14 protein-coding genes are annotated in these 18,645 nt (G+C 48.8%); 4 read left to right on the top strand and 10 right to left on the bottom strand.

Features of this window, described 5'->3' with window-relative positions; genetic code table 11:
* Positions 1-10: 10 nt before the first annotated feature.
* Positions 11-799, top strand: coding sequence for a response regulator (locus tag IC230_RS23440; protein WP_191041506.1), 789 nt, complete (start codon positions 11-13; stop codon positions 797-799).
* A gap of 242 nt (positions 800-1,041) precedes the next feature.
* Here the strand turns inward: IC230_RS23440 and IC230_RS23435 are convergent, their stop codons facing one another.
* The 8 genes from IC230_RS23435 to IC230_RS23400 all read right to left on the bottom strand — a co-directional run bounded on the left by IC230_RS23435 (position 1,042) and on the right by IC230_RS23400 (position 11,267).
* Positions 1,042-1,947 carry a carbon-nitrogen hydrolase family protein gene (locus IC230_RS23435; protein ID WP_191041505.1) on the bottom strand — a complete coding sequence of 302 codons (906 nt, stop codon included), beginning with the start codon at positions 1,945-1,947 and terminating at the stop codon, positions 1,042-1,044.
* Between the two features lie 288 nt (positions 1,948-2,235).
* The gene (locus tag IC230_RS23430; RefSeq protein WP_191041504.1) at positions 2,236-2,628 is read right to left on the bottom strand and encodes a DUF983 domain-containing protein; all 393 of its coding nucleotides are present in this window, start codon (positions 2,626-2,628) and stop codon (positions 2,236-2,238) included.
* A gap of 127 nt (positions 2,629-2,755) precedes the next feature.
* Positions 2,756-3,625: a helix-turn-helix domain-containing protein gene (locus tag IC230_RS23425; RefSeq protein ID WP_191041503.1), complete on the bottom strand. Its 870-nt coding sequence runs from the start codon at positions 3,623-3,625 to the stop codon at positions 2,756-2,758.
* 131 nt (positions 3,626-3,756) lie between these two features.
* Positions 3,757-5,472 (bottom strand): alpha-keto acid decarboxylase family protein, encoded by a 1,716-nt coding sequence (locus IC230_RS23420; protein ID WP_191041502.1) that lies wholly within the window; start codon positions 5,470-5,472, stop codon positions 3,757-3,759.
* A 4-nt stretch (positions 5,473-5,476) separates the two neighbouring features.
* A complete protein-coding gene (locus IC230_RS23415; protein WP_191041501.1) occupies positions 5,477-7,213 on the bottom strand; it encodes a flavin monoamine oxidase family protein in 1,737 nt (578 codons plus the stop codon).
* Between the two features lie 303 nt (positions 7,214-7,516).
* The gene (locus IC230_RS23410; protein WP_223860801.1) at positions 7,517-9,613 is read right to left on the bottom strand and encodes a beta-galactosidase; all 2,097 of its coding nucleotides are present in this window, start codon (positions 9,611-9,613) and stop codon (positions 7,517-7,519) included.
* Positions 9,614-9,858: 245 nt separating this feature from the next.
* Positions 9,859-10,599 carry an SDR family oxidoreductase gene (locus tag IC230_RS23405; protein WP_191041500.1) on the bottom strand — a complete coding sequence of 247 codons (741 nt, stop codon included), beginning with the start codon at positions 10,597-10,599 and terminating at the stop codon, positions 9,859-9,861.
* Between the two features lie 65 nt (positions 10,600-10,664).
* Positions 10,665-11,267 carry a TetR/AcrR family transcriptional regulator gene (locus tag IC230_RS23400; protein WP_191041499.1) on the bottom strand — a complete coding sequence of 201 codons (603 nt, stop codon included), beginning with the start codon at positions 11,265-11,267 and terminating at the stop codon, positions 10,665-10,667.
* A 122-nt stretch (positions 11,268-11,389) separates the two neighbouring features.
* On the opposite strand from IC230_RS23400, the gene fabF reads away from it, so the two are divergent.
* Complete coding sequence (fabF, locus tag IC230_RS23395) at positions 11,390-12,634, top strand: beta-ketoacyl-ACP synthase II (RefSeq protein WP_191041498.1); 1,245 nt, start codon at positions 11,390-11,392, stop codon at positions 12,632-12,634.
* A gap of 186 nt (positions 12,635-12,820) precedes the next feature.
* Positions 12,821-14,104 carry an Hsp70 family protein gene (locus tag IC230_RS23390; RefSeq protein ID WP_191041497.1) on the top strand — a complete coding sequence of 428 codons (1,284 nt, stop codon included), beginning with the start codon at positions 12,821-12,823 and terminating at the stop codon, positions 14,102-14,104.
* Between the two features lie 141 nt (positions 14,105-14,245).
* Here the strand turns inward: IC230_RS23390 and IC230_RS23385 are convergent, their stop codons facing one another.
* Positions 14,246-15,103, bottom strand: a complete 858-nt coding sequence (locus IC230_RS23385; RefSeq protein WP_191041496.1) for a helix-turn-helix domain-containing protein — start codon at positions 15,101-15,103, stop codon at positions 14,246-14,248.
* Positions 15,104-16,075 (bottom strand): aldo/keto reductase, encoded by a 972-nt coding sequence (locus IC230_RS23380; RefSeq protein WP_191041495.1) that lies wholly within the window; start codon positions 16,073-16,075, stop codon positions 15,104-15,106.
* A gap of 329 nt (positions 16,076-16,404) precedes the next feature.
* Between IC230_RS23380 and IC230_RS23375 the strand changes: the two genes are divergently transcribed.
* Complete coding sequence (locus IC230_RS23375; RefSeq protein ID WP_191041494.1) at positions 16,405-18,432, top strand: alpha/beta hydrolase domain-containing protein; 2,028 nt, start codon at positions 16,405-16,407, stop codon at positions 18,430-18,432.
* The last annotated feature ends 213 nt before the right edge of the window (positions 18,433-18,645 follow it).

Raw genomic sequence — 18,645 nt, 5'->3', positions numbered from 1 at the left:
TTCCTTGTCAATGTCTGAACAGCTACACATTCTGATTATTGAGGACGAAGCCATTCTGGCCCTTGATCTTAAAGCCAAACTTCATCGCGAAGGCTACGTAGTAATAGGTGTCGCTTCGACAGGTGTTCGGGCGTTGGAACTCTTTGGTGGACAGCAGCGGGTTGACCTGGTACTGTGTGATATTAATATCAAAGGAGACTGGGATGGGATTGAAACCAGCCGCCGACTGCTGGCCGAACGGGCCGTACCCCTGATTTACCTCACAGCCTTCTCCGACTCAGCCACCCTCAACCGGGCCAAGCAAACCGCTCCGGCTGCCTATCTGGTCAAACCCGTCAACATCGCCCAGCTTCGCATTGCGATCGAATTGGCCATCAGTAATTTCGCCAGTCCCTTGGCGCCAACCCCATCATTGCCAGCCGCTGATAACGCGCCAGCCAAACCTGCACCCGAAACCGACCTGAGCCGCGATACCATTCTGCAAATTGACGACTACGTGTTTGTGAAGAGCAATCAACAGTTTGTGCGCGTGAATCTTTCAGAAGTTCTTTATCTCGAAGCCGACAATACGTACACAACTCTGGTTACAACTCAGAAGAAATATGCACTGCGGCTTTCGCTGATACAGGTTCTGGAGCGGCTCAACTACGTCCGATTTGTGCGACTTCATCGATCGTATGCGGTGAATATTGATCGGGTAGATGCTTTTAACGAGCATGAAGTAAGTATTGGAATCTATCAGATACCGATGGGTCGTTCGTTTCGCGATACGTTTATTAGCCGCTTTACTTTCCGGTAGGTTAGTACCATTGGCTCGCTCTCCTACCAAATCAAGTCGTTCACCTACCAAATCGATCAGTTCACATACATTTCCTGATAGTTGATGCGACAGGAGTGCAGTTTTACAAAGCCGATAGGGAACTATACAATCCTGATGCGGTTATGAACCTCTTCGATCCACTACTCAATTCAACCGCTCTTCTCATTTTGAGAGAGCGGTTATTTTTTGTCGTTCACATCAATAATCTAGCTTGCCCCGTGTCATAGCTTGTTCACGTTAAAATCGAACAGGTCCGGGCGTGTGTAATGACCGATCACGTCAAAATCAAGCTTGCTTTTCAACACTTCATCCAAATCTAGATCCGCGATCAGTATACCTTCCTGGTCCCACAGCGGTCCCGCAATGAATTCACCCTGTGGCGATACGATAGCGCTGCCACCCCGACATAAAATTGTCTCGTCTTCGTCCAGGAATTCCTGATAAGCTTCAGGATAATCGGTACGGCTAAAAAATTGATTACTGCCCAATACGTAACAGCGAGCTTCGCAGGCGATGTGTTGCAACGTAGCGGGCCAGGTCGGGCGAGCATCGGCGGTAGGGGCCAGATACAGTTGGGGTGCCTGTTGGTAAATACGCATGCGCGCCAGAGGCATGTAATTTTCCCAGCAAATTAGTCCGCCCATTCGCCCAATTTCGGTGTCGAACACGCGTAATGAATCTTTCCCCGTTCCTTCTGCCCAAATCAATCGTTCGACGCCTGTTGGTTTCACTTTCTGGTGTTTACCTAAATAACCCTGCGTTGGCGATACGTAAATCAGTGTGCAATACAGACTACTGTTCAAGGCATCCCGTTCCGTAACGCCGATGGCTAAGTAGACGTTATTCTCGCGGGAAATCTGCTCGATACGTTTCAGTTCAGGGCTGGGCAATTGCAGACTATTTTGCCAGTACGTTTTATAGAGTTCGCGTCCAGCATCGGTACGTAAACCAACGGCTGCGCCAAAGGTGAATTTTCGCGGATAGCCGGGAATGAATGATTCCGGGAATAGTACAAACTGACACCCTTTCTGCGCCGACTCAATTATTAGAGCTTCGAGCTTATCGAGCGTTTTCTGTATATCGAAGAACACGGGCGTGGCCTGAATAACCGCAACTCTGATCTGCATTGGATGATTAGTAAAGATGAACTTTTATAAGCACGACAGCGCCTGGAAACGCGATTCATCGCCCGGCTATGACGAAAGAGCAAAGATAAAGCATTCAAGCCCGGTACGGGCGACCTGTAAAATAGTGAACAGCTGTATCAAAAAGTTAGCGCCGTCGGTGCGACCTATCTTTTTAGATCGCACTGACGGCGCTTTAGTACGTATCAGGTAAGCTCATTGCTACTGATCGGTTCTACCTACAGCATTGATCAGTTCGTGGCGACAAGCTATTCTCCGTTCGCGAATCGATTATTTCTGCTCGGTTACGTCGGCATGAACATGTGGTCTCGGCGCAATAAAGAGCGTCAACCACGTACGACGGGCCATTCGGAAGAAATACGGGGTCAGGAGAATAAGCGTGGGTATCAGGCCGATCAGGTAGTAATCCAGATCAATCTGTAACCACTGCACGAAAATAAAGAAGGTAAGCAGTGAATAAATGGTGTAAAACGCATAGCTCACGAACATCGACGCCCAATAAAAGCCAGGCTCAGGCATGAAGTTTTCGCCACAATGCGGGCAATGTTCGTGCATCTTATCGAAATCTTTGCTGAATGCGCTATTCTTAACAAAGAAATCGCCCTGATGGCAACGAGGACATTTATTGAAAACAACGCTGTATAATCGGCTATCGGTTGACATGGCTTGGGAGCAATGAGTGAGGTAAACTTACCTCATTGAGACCTGTTGCTCAGACAGTTTTTACGTAACAAAGGTACGTACCAAGCCATTTTTCGAAGCATACAGACCAGGCCATGTATGGTACAAATCAACGATTAGCGACCAACGACTGGCGAAACTCAACGGGGGTTTGCCCGGCATATTTTCGGAAGAAACGAACAAAATAAGATGGGTCCTCGAAACCCAGTTGAAAGCCAATTTCTTTGATGGATTGGGCTGTATGTGTCAGTAATCGCTGGGCTTCGATAACGATACGTTCGTGCAGCAGTTGACTGGCCGTTTTACCCAGAACTTTTTTGCAGATGTGATTGAGATGATTCGGGGTCAGGTTCATTTTCTCAGCGTAAGCACTCACTTCCCGAATCGCTAGAAACTGCTGCTCGATCAGGTCTTCGTACTGGCGAATCCGGTCGTAAAGATGTGTATCCGTGCCTACCCATTGCTGATTATAAAGCCGATTAGCGGTTTCGAGCAGGATGTGCACAAACGACAGAAATACGTCTGCCCGGTTCGGCAAGCGATGTTCATACTCCTCATACGCATAGGTAAACAGATCGCTGAAGAGGGGCTGCTGATCGGTGATTTCCAACAAAGGTTGATGTTGGTGCGAATGAAAAAACGGATACTGCTGTAGTCGATTCCCAAACCGACCCCGGAAAAAGTTAGCGTCGATAAACAGATTATAGCCCCGGGTATCGGGCGATAATTCCCAGCTGTGCACCTGACCGGGAGTTAAAAAATACAATTGGTGGGGTGCTATGTCATATGTTCGAAAGTCGATGGTATGCGTACCACTTCCCTGCGCCAGCCACATGACCAGATAAAATGTATGCGAATGCGGCTTGTCGATCCCTTTAAACTCCTGCACCAGTTTTTCCAGCCGCGTCATGTAAAATAACGCATCGGGTTCATGACGGGGAAACGACTGAATCTTATAAACAGGAACCGAGAGCGACATAGACTTGCACGACTATCATTTATCTGTATCAAAAAATACCCCGCCCTTCCGTTCAGGCTGATCAGCAAATTAACGGAAGAGCAGGGTAAAACAACAGCAACGAATGTCAGGAATCGATAAATTGGTTAAATCTACCACTGATGCCTGCCTGTAAGTGGAGAGCCATCTAGGCTGGGCGTTGCCGCCAACCGTTTTAGTTGAGGAGCCAGGTCTTTTTGAGGAATCACCACTTCGACCAAGGCCGGTATGTTTGTCAATCCCTGAACCGCATGTAACGTAGTGTGCAGCTCATCGACCGTTTCTACGCGGTACCCTTGCGCACCGAAGGCCGTTGCCAGGGCCAGATAATCCCATTCGGGTAGAATATCGAAGTCGGCAAAGGCACCCGTTGGTTCAAAGGCCGTAATATCGACAAACGCCTGCTCGATGGCATAGCCTTTATTGCTCATTACAAAAATGACAGCGTTGCTCTGCTGCCGAACCAGGCTGGAAATTTCCTGACAGATCATCATGAAACCGCCATCGCCAGCAACAACGAACGGACGTTTCCCGCTACCCAAGGCGACGCCTAAAGCACAGCCCGTTTCGTGCCCCAACGAGCCCCAGGCCGCCTGCGCGACGAAGCTATTCTGAGGTAGTCCAAACAAATTACCAAATACGTAAAGAGATGTACTTTCCCCCAGGATTAGCGCAGTCGTGTCTGTCAGCTTTTCACCGCGGAGAAACTCCGCCAGTTCAGCATAGAACAGATTGTAGGTGAGCGTATCCTGTCCTTTGACTGGTTTTGCTACGTCCGGTGGTACAGTTGGAAGGCTATAGTTCTTGTGAGTTTTGGAAGTCTGATACCGGTGCAGTAAACCATGCAGAAAATCGCTCAGCGTCACCCGGTGGTAATACTGATAGCCAAGGCGCATTTCGTCGTCCGTCACCTCAATCATTTTCCCGAAATCCGATTGCATGATCGCCAGATAATCGTCGGTAATGATCGCGCCCAGCGCAATCGGACAATCCGTTCGGTCCATTACCGCTCGCGTGAGCGCGGGTGAGGCCGGTCCCGCATACGTACCGACAAAGGATGGCTGGCTTTCGTCCAGTATCGTTTTGCCGAGACTGGTTGTCGTAAAATACAGCCCGCTGACATCGATAAGTTTCTGAAGTACATCCTGCAAACCATACCGCTGGATTTCAACACCTGCCCACAACACAGGCAATTTAGCCGACTGAATTTTTTCCCAGGCCCTATCAAGAGCCGCAGCCAGCGAGGCAGGGTCGCTCGAAACAGTCTGAGGGATTAATTTACCGGCGGGTGCCGGGCAAACTTCCGTCCAGACGTCGTTCAGTCCTTCGAGATAGATCGGACGTCGGTGCGTGAGCATAGCCGTAATGGCCCGGTCAATCTGACCAGGGGCATCCGTCGAATTGCGGAGAATTTCGGAAGCGACCGTTACGTTCTGAAAAACAAGCTGATCGGCGCGCAGATTACCCGTACTGTGGTGAAACAGAATCCCCTGTTCGCGCTCTAGTTTACGATCAGATGTTTTAGGACTGGCCGAAATCACGACCACCGGCACCCGCTCGACGAACGAACCCGCCGTGCAGTTCAGCAGACTGAACGTACCGACACCGTATTGCACACAGGCCGCGCCAATTCCCCGATACCGGGCATAGCCATCAGCCGCGTAACCAGCACCGAGTTCGTTGATGGTGGGAATCCGGGTGATGCCAGGTGTATCATCCAGAATTTTCAGAAAAGGCCCGGCATAATCGCCGGGCACCGTGAATACGTGTTCCAGGCCAGCCTCCTTCAACCGGGCGATGAGATAGGCGGCAACGGTTGTGTTCGTCATGAGCTTAGCTGATGGGGATAGGTTTCGCACAGTTCGGTGTGATCCCACTCAGGTTCTCCACGCAATCCGGACACTCTACGCAGCCCGTCAGGTCACCACAGCCAGGACATGGATTCGGCAATAACTGATACGTTTCGGGAAGCCAGTGAGGTCTCTTCAGCTTAAAGAAATCCTGTAGTGTTGACTCAGCGGTAGTGAGCGCGCCTTCAACCCAGCCCTGCCCGTATGAATACGCTTCACCCACAATGTGAATGTCCTCCTTATCGTCAGGTTTGCGCATGCGACACATCACTTCATCCAGCCGATAATTGGCTTTCCATTCGTGCCAGCCTCCACCGTATGGGTCCTCGTTCCAGGTATGGTACACAGCCGAATAGGGCATCGGAATTTCGGGTAATGCGTGTACTTCGGCCACCTGCCGATTCGCAACCTGTACCATCTCATCCGTAGCCTGAAATTCGGTTTTTGGTATTACATCCGTTACATCCTCTTCCATACACGCAGGCCGATAACCCCGATACGGTTCGCCATCTTCAAGCCCCTTCCAGAACGGTACGGTACTAATGTCATTGTAGCTCGCCATCAGCAGCGAATTCATAGTGGGCAATCCATATTGCTGTTCCCCTTCTGTACCGAAGTAATAGACCTGGCGCACGGGCAAGTCCGTAACAGCACGACCGGCCACCAAACCCAAGGCCCGCCACCACGGACGCTCGTAGGCCAGAAAAAGTTTGAATGCACTCTGAATCAGCACCGACGACAAATTCTTCTTCAACCACTCATTTTCGAAGAATGAGCTTTTAATAAGTTCCAGCGACCGGCGTGGCATGGCCAGAATAATTTTTTTCGCTTTTACGACCAGCGTATTGTCATCGTCCTTCGATTTTGTCGCTTTTACCAAAGTCCGATTATCCGTCGTTTCGGTTAGTTCGAAGGTAAGCGTATATGGATACTCACCCGAACCGATTTCGATCTCTGCCAATCGATGGTTCATAAATACCCGTTTCCCTTTGGGCATTTTCCCCGGCAACGTATCATTGAATTGCTTTACCAGGGTAATCGGCAGTTGATCGTAGCCATCACGCAGGGTAAGAAATTCCGTTTCGTCGCTGTATTCGGTAGCCGGTAGCTGGGTTACGGCGTTGGCGTTGGCTACATTGGCGTCGTAACCACCGGCATCCCGCATAAACTGATACCCTTCATTGCTCAGCGTCCGGTACATTAAATCCCAGAATCCGTGTTTCCACAGCGGTTTGTTAAACACTTTTACCTTCATCTGGTCGCACAGACTCAGATTACCCAGGTTCGGATACACGTTGTTCATGACCTGCACCTGCAGATTCGTAGGTCCAAGTCCTTGCTCCGACCAGGCCAGTCGGTACGGCACTTTGTCCGGATCAGCCAGTTCATGCAGCCGCAGGTGTTTGCCCCGCAGATAGAAAATATTGCATTTAGCGCCAATTGGGGCGGGGGCGCCCATCGGAAAATCTTTTGTTGGAATTTCCAGATGATCGACCAGCGTAGCGACCATAATATGCTGGTCAGGAATGTAGCGCATCCCACCGACTTCCGCCTTTACATGAGGCATTCCGGGGATTGTGATGGTGTACAGTCGGCCGCCAATACGGTCACTATATTCGAACAGACCAATCCGGTCGGTTTCTCCTTTTTCCTGCTGGAGACGCCAGGCACTGTAGGCTCCGGAGACACCTCCGCCTACTACGGCAACATCAAGATTCATAACTAAAAGGGTAAGGTGATGATAAATGGATAAGACTAATCGAAATGGCAGGAAACGGTTTTGCCATTTCATAGAATCAGGTCAATCGATCCGTCATCCCGAAAAAAAGAACAGGAAGATGGGACGACCCAAGACTGCGCCAAATGTAGAAAGTAGCGCCAATTGTGGTTTGTGAATCTACTAAATGGTATATAGATTGTATTATAAGTATCTATTTATAAAATACAGCTAACTAATTTACAGACAGTGTGCCTGTCTGGATTAACTTGATACGTCTAGAAGCAACAGAAAGCAGGTACTACGTTAATTTTCTTCTACGATTTTCATGCCCCAGGCTTCCAACGGCATAGACTTATTTTTCGAGACTGACTCATTCGTGAGTAATTCTTTGCCATCCTGATGCGGATACGTAACAGAACCGGGAACCGACGAATAGTTGAAATAGTAATGAATCGTTTTCCCCTGTTGATTTACGCCTGACTTCGTAATCAGTGGAAAGGTCAGTTGCTGGTCCGATCCCCAAACGTTGGCTTTCTTACTGGCATCTTCCAGTATTTTCTTCAGTACGGCCTCACTAGTCATACAGCCAATGTACGTAGCCATTCCTTTTCCGTAGGTATTCTGCGTAACAGCTGCGTACTTTCCCCAGACCGGGTGATCATAATAAGCCAAAACCTTCGCCGTTGTTGGCGTGATCAGCTCCATCCAGGTTTTCACTACGTTGTCTTTCCCAGCCTGATAGGGGTCATTTTTCAACGATACTGCGCGGGGAATCGTAAACTGCGAATACGTAATGCCACAGGCTTCGCTGATGATGCCCGGCTGGGGCGTCGTTCGCACTTTTACGTGTTCATCCGAAAAGCCACTTTTAAAGGTATAAACAATGTGCCCGCCGTTCTGGACGTACCGATTTAGCCGCTGCAACAATGAATCCGATGCGGCATACAAAGCTGGAACAACCAGCAGTTTATAGCTTTCCAAATTGGTGCTGGACGGATCGACAAAGTCAACGCCCACGTTCATACGGTACAGGACATCGTACATGGGCCGTAATACGTCGTTGTATTTTTCGGTAGCGCCCCATCCGAAACTGAAGGCATTGAAAGCGGTTAGCGCTTCATTGCTGAAAAGCATAGCCACCGAATTCGTTTTCTTCAGATTAACCAGATGCGGACTGAGTCGGGCGAAATCCTTCCCGATGGTTTTGGCTTCGGTATACGTAGGATTTGGCTCAAAATCATGGCTCAACAACCCTTTCCAGTACGTTTCTGCGGAGTTATGAATGGAATGCCAATGCCAGTATTCGAGCATGTTGGCCCCCGACGCTACGTGGCTAAACGCTTGTAAACGAAGTTGACCCGGATACGGTACCCACTGCGGAAACCCCTGCGCTTCCGTTTCCAGCACCAGATAATTTTTGCCCCGGTTCGACGCATCGAGTTTCATGGAACGCGCTACGTCGCCACCGAACGAAATTTCCGTTCCGGTGAGCTGGTCCTGCGTTGGATGGTAAATGTCGACACCCGCCATGTCCATCGCTTTGGCAGCCGCAAAATGATCGACATCGGGTTGAATTCCGTACGAATAGCCCCGCCATTCAAAGTCAAAGTTTTGCGTAACGAACTGCGCTGGTCGTTTGTACTCCTTCACCATCGCGGCTTGCCATGCCAGATAATCCGTCACCAGTTTACGCTGGAACGTAGCGAATTCTGAACTAAGGCTGGCGTTGATCGTCCCGACTGTTGACGGGAAATCGTCCCACGAATTGATTCGGTTGCTCCAGTAATCCAGGCCGTAGATTTTATTGATCACATCCAGCGATTTGTATTTCGCTTTCATGTAATCCACAAAGAGCTTCTGAACGTTCGGACCCGTCGTGTTGTAGTGCTTCGTTTCATTATCGACCTGATAGCCAATGATGGCCGGATGATCTTTTACGTGTTCCATGATCTTCCGGATAACACGCTCGGCATGGAAACGAAAGTGTGTATTAGTAATGTCCATGTTCTGGCGTGGACCGTAACGATTTTGTCCCTGCGGAGTGGTTGCCAGTACATCGGGGTATTTTTTTACTAGCCAGGTTGGAACGGCATAGGTCGGTGTTCCGACAATAACGCTAATGCCTGCTTTCTGCATGGCGTTCAGTACGCGGTCGATATGCGAAAAATCGAACGTACCGTCCTGCGGCTCAACCGTGCTCCAGGTCGATTCGGCAATACGTACTACGTTGATGCCCGTTTCTTTCATCATCGCAATGTCCTTATCCAGGCGCTCGTAGGGCATATATTCGTCGTAATACGCTACGCCAAATAGCAGCTTATCCAACTTGGGACCTTGTGCCTGCGCCAATCCGATCAGGCAAAAAAGGAGGATAAAGAGAAGGGAAGATCGTTTAGTCATCAGGGAGGATTTTCTGTAGAAGAAGCTGAATAAAAAGAAAAGATAGTAACCACAAAGACACGGAAAACACAGAGAAAAAATATGCTTATTATCCGTAATTTAACCCTCTGTGCATTTTGTGCCTCTGTGGTTAATACACTTGTATAAGCCCAATAAAAAAGCGTTCGCCGTAAATTATGCTACGGTTTAGAACGGTGGCACAACTTACGGCGAAAGTCTGATTATCAATTTATTCTACTCGCAACTTAATGCGCAGGCTGCATTACGCTCAAGGCTTCCTCTGGCGATTTCAAATAGAGGTCATAGATGTACTGCGTTTTGCCCACGCGGATCTCGTAGGTATCTGTTTCAAGCGCTTCGATAAATGACTCGGCAACCGCGGATGGCGCAATACCGCTTTTGCCGTTGATGATCGCCGAAAATTCAGTATCGACCAGCGGGGGCATCAACTCGAATACTTTTACGTTGCTGGTCCGACTCAGGGCGATACGTAACGATTGGGTGTAGGAATGCAGGGCCGCTTTGCTGGCCGAATACGTGGGTAAATTACCCGGAACAAAAGCGACGACGGACGATACGTTGACAATAGCCGATTCGGGCTGAGCTTTCAGCAACGGCAACAGGTATTCATTCAACCGGATAACGGCTAGATAATTGGTTAGCATTTCATCCTGGGCGTTATCAAAACCGCCTTCGCTATTGGCAATGTCGTACAGAATGGCCCGACCCGCGTTGTTGATCACCAGATTGAGGGCTGGAAAATCGCGCGTCAACGTAGCGGCCAGGGCTTCAGCATCTTCTTTTTTACTAACGTCGCTGATAATACCAGTCGCATTCGTTAACTGGCCCAGTGCTTTATCGAGCCGTTGTTGATCCCTACCGGTAATAATGACATAATTACCTTTCTGATCAAGCAATTTCGCGATTTCTAAACCAATACCTGCACTCCCACCCGTAATCAAGACTGTATTCTGAGTCGTTTTCATTTTATTGAATGTTATTTGTCAATTTCAATTAAAATACCGATCGGTATTTTTTAGTTCAAAATTTTTTATGTTTTTATTTGAGTGATGAGCATTTCCACTGTCTTTAGGATTTTTGCCAGACTGGCTGGATTATTCGTCACTTTGGCAATCATGATTCCGCCCTCGATCAGAGCGATCATCGACAACGCTATTTGTTCGGGTACCACGTCGGCTTTAAACTCACCGGCCTCAACTCCACCCCGAATCAGATCGACGATACGTTTCTTCCAGGCCTGAATTGCTTTAGCGGCTCTATCTTTCAGCAGGTTATTTGTATCATCCGCGTCAATTGCCGTATTTAAAATTGGGCAACCGCCTTCCGGAAAAGGCATCTTAGCGAAATCTTGGTAGATTTGTACATACACCATCAATTTCTGATGATACGTAGTTGCCTCGGCAAGACGCTGCTGAACGGTCTGATTGATTTTCGAGAGATTGTAATCGAAGCAGGCTAAAGCAACTTCTTCCTTGTTTCCAAAGTTGCCATAAATACTACCCTTCGTTAACCCGGTAGCTTCAGTCAAATCAGATAACGACGTTCCTGCATATCCTTTCGTATTGAATATGCCCGCCGTTGTTTCGATAATGTACTGGCGGGTTCGTTCAGCTTTGGACAAATCGTTTTTCATACTACAAAAATACCAAATGGTATTTTATTTACCTACCTTTGCGTGCAATTTTTTATCAATCCACTAACTGAATTGATCTGCGAATTATAGATCCGTTCAGTCACTACGAAGAATCAAAGACAATGTTACACCGAGTTGTTGTTACAGGTATAGGGGCGTTAACGCCCGTGGGCAATGATATTCCAACCTTCTGGCAGAATGTAGTCGCCGGACGTAGTGGGGTCGCTCCTATTACGCATTTTGACGCATCGTTATTTAGAACGCAGTTTGCCGCTGAACTCAAAAATTACAGTGCCTCGCAATATTTAAATCACGCCGATATCAAACGTACCGACCTGTTTACGCAATACGCGTTGATTGCATCTGATCAGGCTATTACCGATTCGGGTTTCGATTTTTCCAGCATGGACCCCTACGATGTGGGCGTTATCTGGGGATCAGGACAGGGCGGCATGGACGTCTTCGAAGAGCAGGTAACGGAATACGCACGTGGAAATGGCCAGCCCCGTTTTAGCCCGTTCTTTGTCCCCAAACTCATTATCAACATGGCATCGGGCATGATTTCAATACGTAACGGCTACATGGGCATTAACTACACTACGGTTTCGGCCTGTGCTACGTCGAACACGGCCATTATGGACGCGTTTACGTACATCCGACTCGGGAAAGCCAAAATCATCATCACCGGCGGTTCAGAAGCGACGATTACGCCCGCTTCATTCGGTGGATTTAGTGCCCTGAAAGCGATGTCGACACGTAACGTTGATCCGACTACGGCTTCGCGGCCTTTCGATGTTCATCGGGATGGATTCGTTATGGGCGAAGGAGCGGGAGCGCTAGTGCTGGAAGAATATGAACACGCCGTTAAGCGGGGAGCCACCATTTACGGCGAGATTACCGGTGCCGCCATGACTGCCGACGCATATCACATGACCGCTACGCATCCGGAAGGATTGGGAGCCGCCAAAGCCATGCAACTGGCGCTGGACGAAGCGAATCTGACAATTGTCGATATCGATTACCTGAACACGCACGCTACGTCTACACCCGTCGGTGATTTATCGGAAATCAAAGCCATTCATACCTTAACGGGAAATGAGCCAGTGAAGCTAAAAATCAGCGCTACGAAGTCAATTACGGGTCATTTGATGGGCGCTGCTGGTGCCATCGAAGCGATTATTTGCCTGCTCGCGATGCGCGACAATATTATTCCAGCCACCATCAACACAACCGAACTGGACCCGGCAATTCCAGAAAACCTGCCGATTGTGTTAGGCGAAGCATTACCTACACAAGTTAACACGACCTTGAGTAATACGTTTGGTTTTGGCGGCCATAATGGTACGGTCATCTTCCAGAAACTATAGGGTTCAACCTGCATTTTAATCTGGGTACTGTAACGCGATAATCCATAGCATAGCGCTGTGCTTTATCGCGTTTTCGTTAAATTTGCGCCCTTTTTCCAGGAAAAAAATCGGCGGAGTATGATTCTTTTTTGATCCTAGCTCCGCCACAAAAGAAATCGGGTAAGAGAAATTTTAAGACAGTTAAGAATGGCACTAATTTCCTGCGGAATCGATTTTGGTACGTCAAATTCAAGCGTAGCTATTGCCAACGATGGCCAGATTAGCCTTGTGCCGGTTGAAGCTGCGCACGTAACGATTCCAAGTGCTCTTTTCTTCAGGCGTGTCGATAACAAAGCGTTTTACGGCAGAACGGCCATTAGTTTATTCTTCGATCGGCAGGACGGTCGATTTATGCGGAGCTTAAAGCGAGTGCTGGGAACCTCTCTGATGAAACAGGGCACGCTTGTCAACGGGGCTTCCATGAATTTTTCCACCATCATTAGCTCCTTTCTGAAACACATCAAAGATAAAGCGGATGCGGTAGCCAATCAGGAAATTGACCATGTTGTTATGGGTCGCCCCGTTCATTTTGTCGATAACGACCCGGAGGCTGATGTTCGGGCACAGGCGGAATTACTGGCCATTGCACAACGGATTGGATTTAAGCATATCGAGTTTCAGTTTGAACCTATTGCGGCTGCCTTTGCGCATGAAGCCCGAATAAGTGGCGAAAAACTGGCGATTGTAGCGGATCTGGGCGGAGGGACGTCCGACTTTACGGTGATCAAGTTATCGAATCAATACGTTCACAAACCGGATCGTTCGTCGGATATTTTAGCCAATACGGGTATTCGGGTTGGCGGTAATGATTTTGATAAAGAGTTAAGTTTGGCGGCCATCATGCCCGAGCTGGGTTTCCGAAGCACGTATGGCCCTAAAAATCTGGAAGTTCCGTTGAAACCGTATGTCGATCTGGCGGAGTGGAGTAAAGTCAACTTTCTGTATACGCCCAAAATAATCATGCAGGTCCGGCAATTACTCCATCAATCGCACGATAAAAAGCGGTACGGTCGGCTGTTGAAAGTGCTTGAAGACGAAACCGGCCACACGCTGCTGGCCGCTGCTGAAGGAACAAAAATCGCACTTTCGAGTCAGGCGGAGCATAATGCTACGTTTGATTTTATCGAGGATGGCTTTTTCATTCCCGTCAAACGGGAGCTTTTTGAAAAGTCTATTGAAGACGATGTTGAAAAAATAGCAGCCTCGGCCAGACAGTGTCTTCAATTAGCCGGGGTTAGAAACGAAGCCATTGATCTGGTTATTCTCACGGGCGGTTCAACCGAGGTTCAGTCTATACAAACGGCCTTCAAAAACCTTTTCCCGAATGCCGCTATTGCCGATGAGAATAAGCTCTCCAGCGTCGGTCTGGGTCTGGCGTACGACAGCGATTATAAGTTCGGACAACGTACCAAACGAGTGAGTCAGGTTTAGATTCTGACGGAGTCAAATAAGTATCTGATTGTCTTAGATGGGTGGTTTTGCAGAAACGGACCCGGTCGCCGAAGCGGATAGAACGGGACTAGCATTAACGCAATTAGTAGACGTTCAGCGACCATCGTTTACAGGGGCATTTTACGAGACGCCTACTACATTTTCTAAAGATCTCTTTGGAGAAAGACCATAATTCAGTGCCGTAGGCGCCATGCCAAACTTCTTTTTGAAGGAATAGGAGAAGTGCGACAGGCTTTCAAACCCCAGGTCGAGGTAAATAGCTGAGGGTTTTTGATGTTTCGTTTCGATGAGGTGTTTGGCTTCGGTCAGCCGTTTGTCCTGCAGCCAGTGACGGGGCGGAGCACCGAATGTTTTCAGGAAATCGCGTTTGAAGGCGGCCAGACTGCGGCCGGTGAGCTGCGCGAATTTTTCAATGGGAACGTTGAAATGATAGTTACTGAGCATGAACTTTTCCAGGTCGATCTTATGAGGTTCTGAAAAGTCGAACAGGAAGTTGCGAAGTCCCGGTAGAGCAAGGAGTAGTAATTTAACGCCTTCTTTCACTTTTAGAATGCCCATTTCGTCAGTCATGGTCGCTCCTGAGCTTCGGGCGTAGGGAACAATCGATTGAAAATACCCCTGCAGGAATTCGTTGGCAGGAATCAGGATATTTGGTGGCCCAATGTATTTCCGGTCTGCTTCGAGCTTTTCTTCTAATACGATCTTGCGCAACAGGTCTTCCTGCAGGGATATCACGATTGTCTCATAGTTCGCTCCGGGTAGCGGAGTTTTGATGAGCGTTCCCACCTGGTTTCGGCCGATCAGCAGCATTTCTCCCCCAGTCATCGAAATGGTTTGCCCGGAGGTTTCTAGGGTAAACTGTCCTGAAACCTGCAATATTAAAGTATGGTGATTCCAGAAACATACTTTTTCCTTCCGCTCAGCGGAGAGGTAAGAATAGAAGATTACGCCGGGGAGAATTTCTGCTGGACTGGTCATTTAGCGTTGTAAGTAAGTGCCGCCACGTATTGCGCCTATGGCAAACGTAGTGTTCAGGGTGTTCAGTTCTTCCGGCGTAAACATAATATCCATCGCTGCGATATTTTCGGGCAAGCGCGACCGACGACTCATGCTGACTAACGGCATAATCTGATCGCCTTGCTCTTTTACCCAGGCGATTGCCACCTGTGTTGGCGTATACCCTTTATGGCTAGCTACTTGCTTCAGGACGTCGACTTTTTCCAGGTTACTCACTAAGTTTTCACCTTGAAAACGAGAGAAATGGTTTCGGTAATCGTTTTCAGCGAGCGGTGCGTTCAGTTCACCGGTCAATAACCCTTCAGCCGTATTGGCGAAGGCCACGACGGCAATGCCTAATTCCCTGGCTGTTGGCAGCAGGTCGTTTTCTATTTGCCGGTCGGCCAGCGAATAGCCAATCTCCAGCGCGCTTATGGGGTGAACGCCGTTGGCTTTACGAAGTTGGTCAGCCGTAATTTCCGATACGCCAATGTGACGCACTTTGCCTTCTTTGATCAGGTCGGCGACCGTGCCAATGATGTCTTCTATTGGTACGCTGTTATCCATTCGGCTAGGCTGGTAGAGGTCAATGGTTTCAATACCCAACCGGGTCAGCGAGTAATTGATAAAATTCTTGATAGCGATGGGGCGCAAATCCATTCCCAACCACTGACCGTTGTGAAAGATGGCACCGAATTTTACGCTGATGAACGCATCGTCGCGCCTTCCTTTAATGGCTTTGCCAACCAGTAGTTCATTATGACCGGCGCCGTAAAAGTCCCCGGTATTCAAAAAATTGATCCCATTATCCAGGGCTTCGTGGATCGTAGCCATACTTTCTGTTTCGTCAGGTGTAGGTCCGCCCCAGATAGACGACATACGCATACAGCCTAAACCAAGCCTGGACACGAACGGGCCATGTTGACCCAACTGAATTTTTGTGCTGTTTTTCATGTCACAAAGGTCAACCGTCAAAACACGTACTAGTTTCTTCTACGGCTCAACTATTTTGCCCGTACGGCTCATTTAACGTTGAGCCATGAAAGAAATGATTTTGTGAGGCAAAACCACAAGAATTAAGATTAGTGGGAACCAAAAGTTGCTCATGCCTGAATAGCGGTCGTCCCACAAAGCCCTTTATCCTTGCAACGGCTTTTTAAACTACTGACGCAACAACGAATTATCCGCTTGGGCAGCCCGTCCGTTTCGGCAAAACTACCCTTGGTTAAGAAACGTCAGAGTAGGTTCGATCGGAAAACGGTTTATTAGCAAAAAGAAGCTGCATGAATCGATTGAAGGCTGTTCTATTCACCTGTATTTCCATTTGCCTACTCTCAACGGCACAGGCACGTATCGTTCGTATCGAGATCACCAGCCGACAGTCACCAACGTTTGAGGGAAAAGTGTTCGGGCAGGTAGGTACTTACGAAAAGCTTCGCGGAAAAGCATATGGCGAACTTGATCCGAACAGCCCGCAAAATTCAGTCATTACAGACCTTACACTAGCGCCCCGTAATGCAAAAGGCATGGTTGAGTACGTAATGGATATTTACATTCTCAAGCCTCTTGATTTGAGCAAAGGCAATCATAAACTCTTTCTGGAAGTCAACAACCGGGGCGGAAAGCTGTTCGGCGGATTTAACAAAAGTAGCGGTGGCAACGACCCCACTACAGCGGCCCATGCTGGCGACGGTTTTCTCATGAATCAGGGTTACACCATCATCTGGAACGGCTGGGACCCGTCGGCCGCTCCAACCAATAACAATCTGACTATTAATGTGCCGGTTGCTAAAAACGCGGATGGCTCAGCTATTACCGGTCCCTCTTACGAGTATATTGTGTATGATAATGCTACGTCGGCAAGTTATCCTCTCGCCTACCCTGCCGCTACGTTGAATAAGACTCAGGCGACACTCACCGTCCGCGAGCACCTACAAGATACTCCTAAAACTATTCCGGCGGATGGATGGGAATACGAAAATGCACGCACCATTCGGTTATTGCCAGCCGGTACAGCGTTCAAGCAAAGTGCCATTTATGAGTTCAGTTATACTGCCCGCGATCCGATAGTCGCTGGAATCGGATTTGCCGCTACGCGCGATTTCGTTTCGTTCTTGCGGTACGCTACGTCCGATGACTTTGGTAATCCAAATCCATTGGCAAACGATATCAAATTCACATACTCTTTTGCTGTTTCGCAACCCGCCCGCTACCTGAACGATTTTCAAACACTCGGTTTCAATGCCGATGAGGGAGGCAAACGCGTTCTCGACGGAATCGAAAACTGGCTGGGTGGCGGCAGTGGTATCGGTCTGAATGTACGCTTTGCTCAACCTTCCCGCACCGAACGCAACCGGCAAAATCACCTTTATCCCGAAGCATTGTTCCCGTTCGCCTATCCCGTAATGACCGATCCGCTTACCGGTAAAACGGCGGGCCGAATTGCGGCCTGTTCGGCTAGTACTACGTGCCCTAAGGTATTCGAAATTAATTCGGCCAATGAATACTGGGTAAAAGCGGCTTCGCTTCTGCATACCGATACAAAAGGCAATGATCTGCCTGATCCTGAGAATGTTCGTTTCTTTCTCGTTTCAGGTGCTCAGCATGGCGCGGGCAATGCAACCACGCGCGGCATGTGCCAGCAATTTCAGAATCCAACGAACGGAGAACCGCTGCTACGTGCACTTTTCATGGCGCTCGACGATTGGGTTACGAAAGGCACGGAACCCCCTAGGAGCGCCGTACCCAGACAATCAGACGGAACGAGCGTAGTGGCTGTTCCGCAAGCTGGCTCTCAAACTGGCCTGGTTCCACAAAGTGCGCTGGGTTGGCCGACTATTCCCGGCGTTACGTATATGGGCCTCATTACAACGCGCTACCAGCTTGATTTCGGCACTTCGGTCGGGCAGGGAATCCTGACGAAGTATCCGCCAACAATAGATGGGCGACTCGTTTATGTAAATTTTGTCTCTAAAGTTGATAAAGACGGAAATGAGATAGCGGGTATTCGCTTACCTCCTGTTGCAGCCCCAACGGCTACCACGACAGGCTGGGCGTTACGTCGGGCTGACTTTGGCGAAAATGAAGGTTGCGAAGGATCGGGCCAATACATCCCGTTCAAAACAACAAAAGCCGAACGGTTGGCCGTAAACGATTCCCGACTGTCTTTGGAGGAACGCTACAAAACTCATGATGGGTACGTAGCGGCCGTCCGGCGTTCTGTTCAGGAATTGGTAGAAAGGCGCTTCCTGTTAGCCGCAGATGCTCAAGAATACATCAAAAACGCGCAGGAAAGCAACGTATTGAAATAGCGTACTCTCCAAGTTTTTCAAGAATCGCACGCTTGATCGCGTCTGGCGTAGTTTACAGACTACCGCACTGTTCCGCCGGTGCGGTAGTCTGTAAACTACGCTCAACACTAACTTAATATAAATTGTGGATAGTGTTTTTTTGTCATTCTATGTTTGTGCGCGTTCCTTTTTGAGTGCCTCCGTCGGTAGACTACCTTTTGTCAAAGGTCATCA

The organism is Spirosoma validum, from assembly GCF_014699035.1.
GTDB classification, from domain to species: domain Bacteria; phylum Bacteroidota; class Bacteroidia; order Cytophagales; family Spirosomataceae; genus Spirosoma; species Spirosoma validum.
The sequence above is the reverse complement of the archived record's forward strand: the minus strand, read 5'-3'. Positions and strand labels throughout refer to the sequence as shown.

Excerpts from the sequence above, each read along its gene's own strand:
- IC230_RS23440 (WP_191041506.1), top strand. The coding sequence starts at position 11 with ATGTCTGAACAGCTACACATTCTGATTATTGAGGACGAAGCCATTCTG.
- IC230_RS23435 (WP_191041505.1), bottom strand. The coding sequence starts at position 1,947 with ATGCAGATCAGAGTTGCGGTTATTCAGGCCACGCCCGTGTTCTTCGAT.
- IC230_RS23430 (WP_191041504.1), bottom strand. The coding sequence starts at position 2,628 with ATGTCAACCGATAGCCGATTATACAGCGTTGTTTTCAATAAATGTCCT.
- IC230_RS23425 (WP_191041503.1), bottom strand. The coding sequence starts at position 3,625 with ATGTCGCTCTCGGTTCCTGTTTATAAGATTCAGTCGTTTCCCCGTCAT.
- IC230_RS23420 (WP_191041502.1), bottom strand. The coding sequence starts at position 5,472 with ATGACGAACACAACCGTTGCCGCCTATCTCATCGCCCGGTTGAAGGAG.
- IC230_RS23415 (WP_191041501.1), bottom strand. The coding sequence starts at position 7,213 with ATGAATCTTGATGTTGCCGTAGTAGGCGGAGGTGTCTCCGGAGCCTAC.
- IC230_RS23410 (WP_223860801.1), bottom strand. The coding sequence starts at position 9,613 with ATGACTAAACGATCTTCCCTTCTCTTTATCCTCCTTTTTTGCCTGATC.
- IC230_RS23405 (WP_191041500.1), bottom strand. The coding sequence starts at position 10,599 with ATGAAAACGACTCAGAATACAGTCTTGATTACGGGTGGGAGTGCAGGT.
- IC230_RS23400 (WP_191041499.1), bottom strand. The coding sequence starts at position 11,267 with ATGAAAAACGATTTGTCCAAAGCTGAACGAACCCGCCAGTACATTATC.
- fabF (WP_191041498.1), top strand. The coding sequence starts at position 11,390 with ATGTTACACCGAGTTGTTGTTACAGGTATAGGGGCGTTAACGCCCGTG.
- IC230_RS23390 (WP_191041497.1), top strand. The coding sequence starts at position 12,821 with ATGGCACTAATTTCCTGCGGAATCGATTTTGGTACGTCAAATTCAAGC.
- IC230_RS23385 (WP_191041496.1), bottom strand. The coding sequence starts at position 15,103 with ATGACCAGTCCAGCAGAAATTCTCCCCGGCGTAATCTTCTATTCTTAC.
- IC230_RS23380 (WP_191041495.1), bottom strand. The coding sequence starts at position 16,075 with ATGAAAAACAGCACAAAAATTCAGTTGGGTCAACATGGCCCGTTCGTG.
- IC230_RS23375 (WP_191041494.1), top strand. The coding sequence starts at position 16,405 with ATGAATCGATTGAAGGCTGTTCTATTCACCTGTATTTCCATTTGCCTA.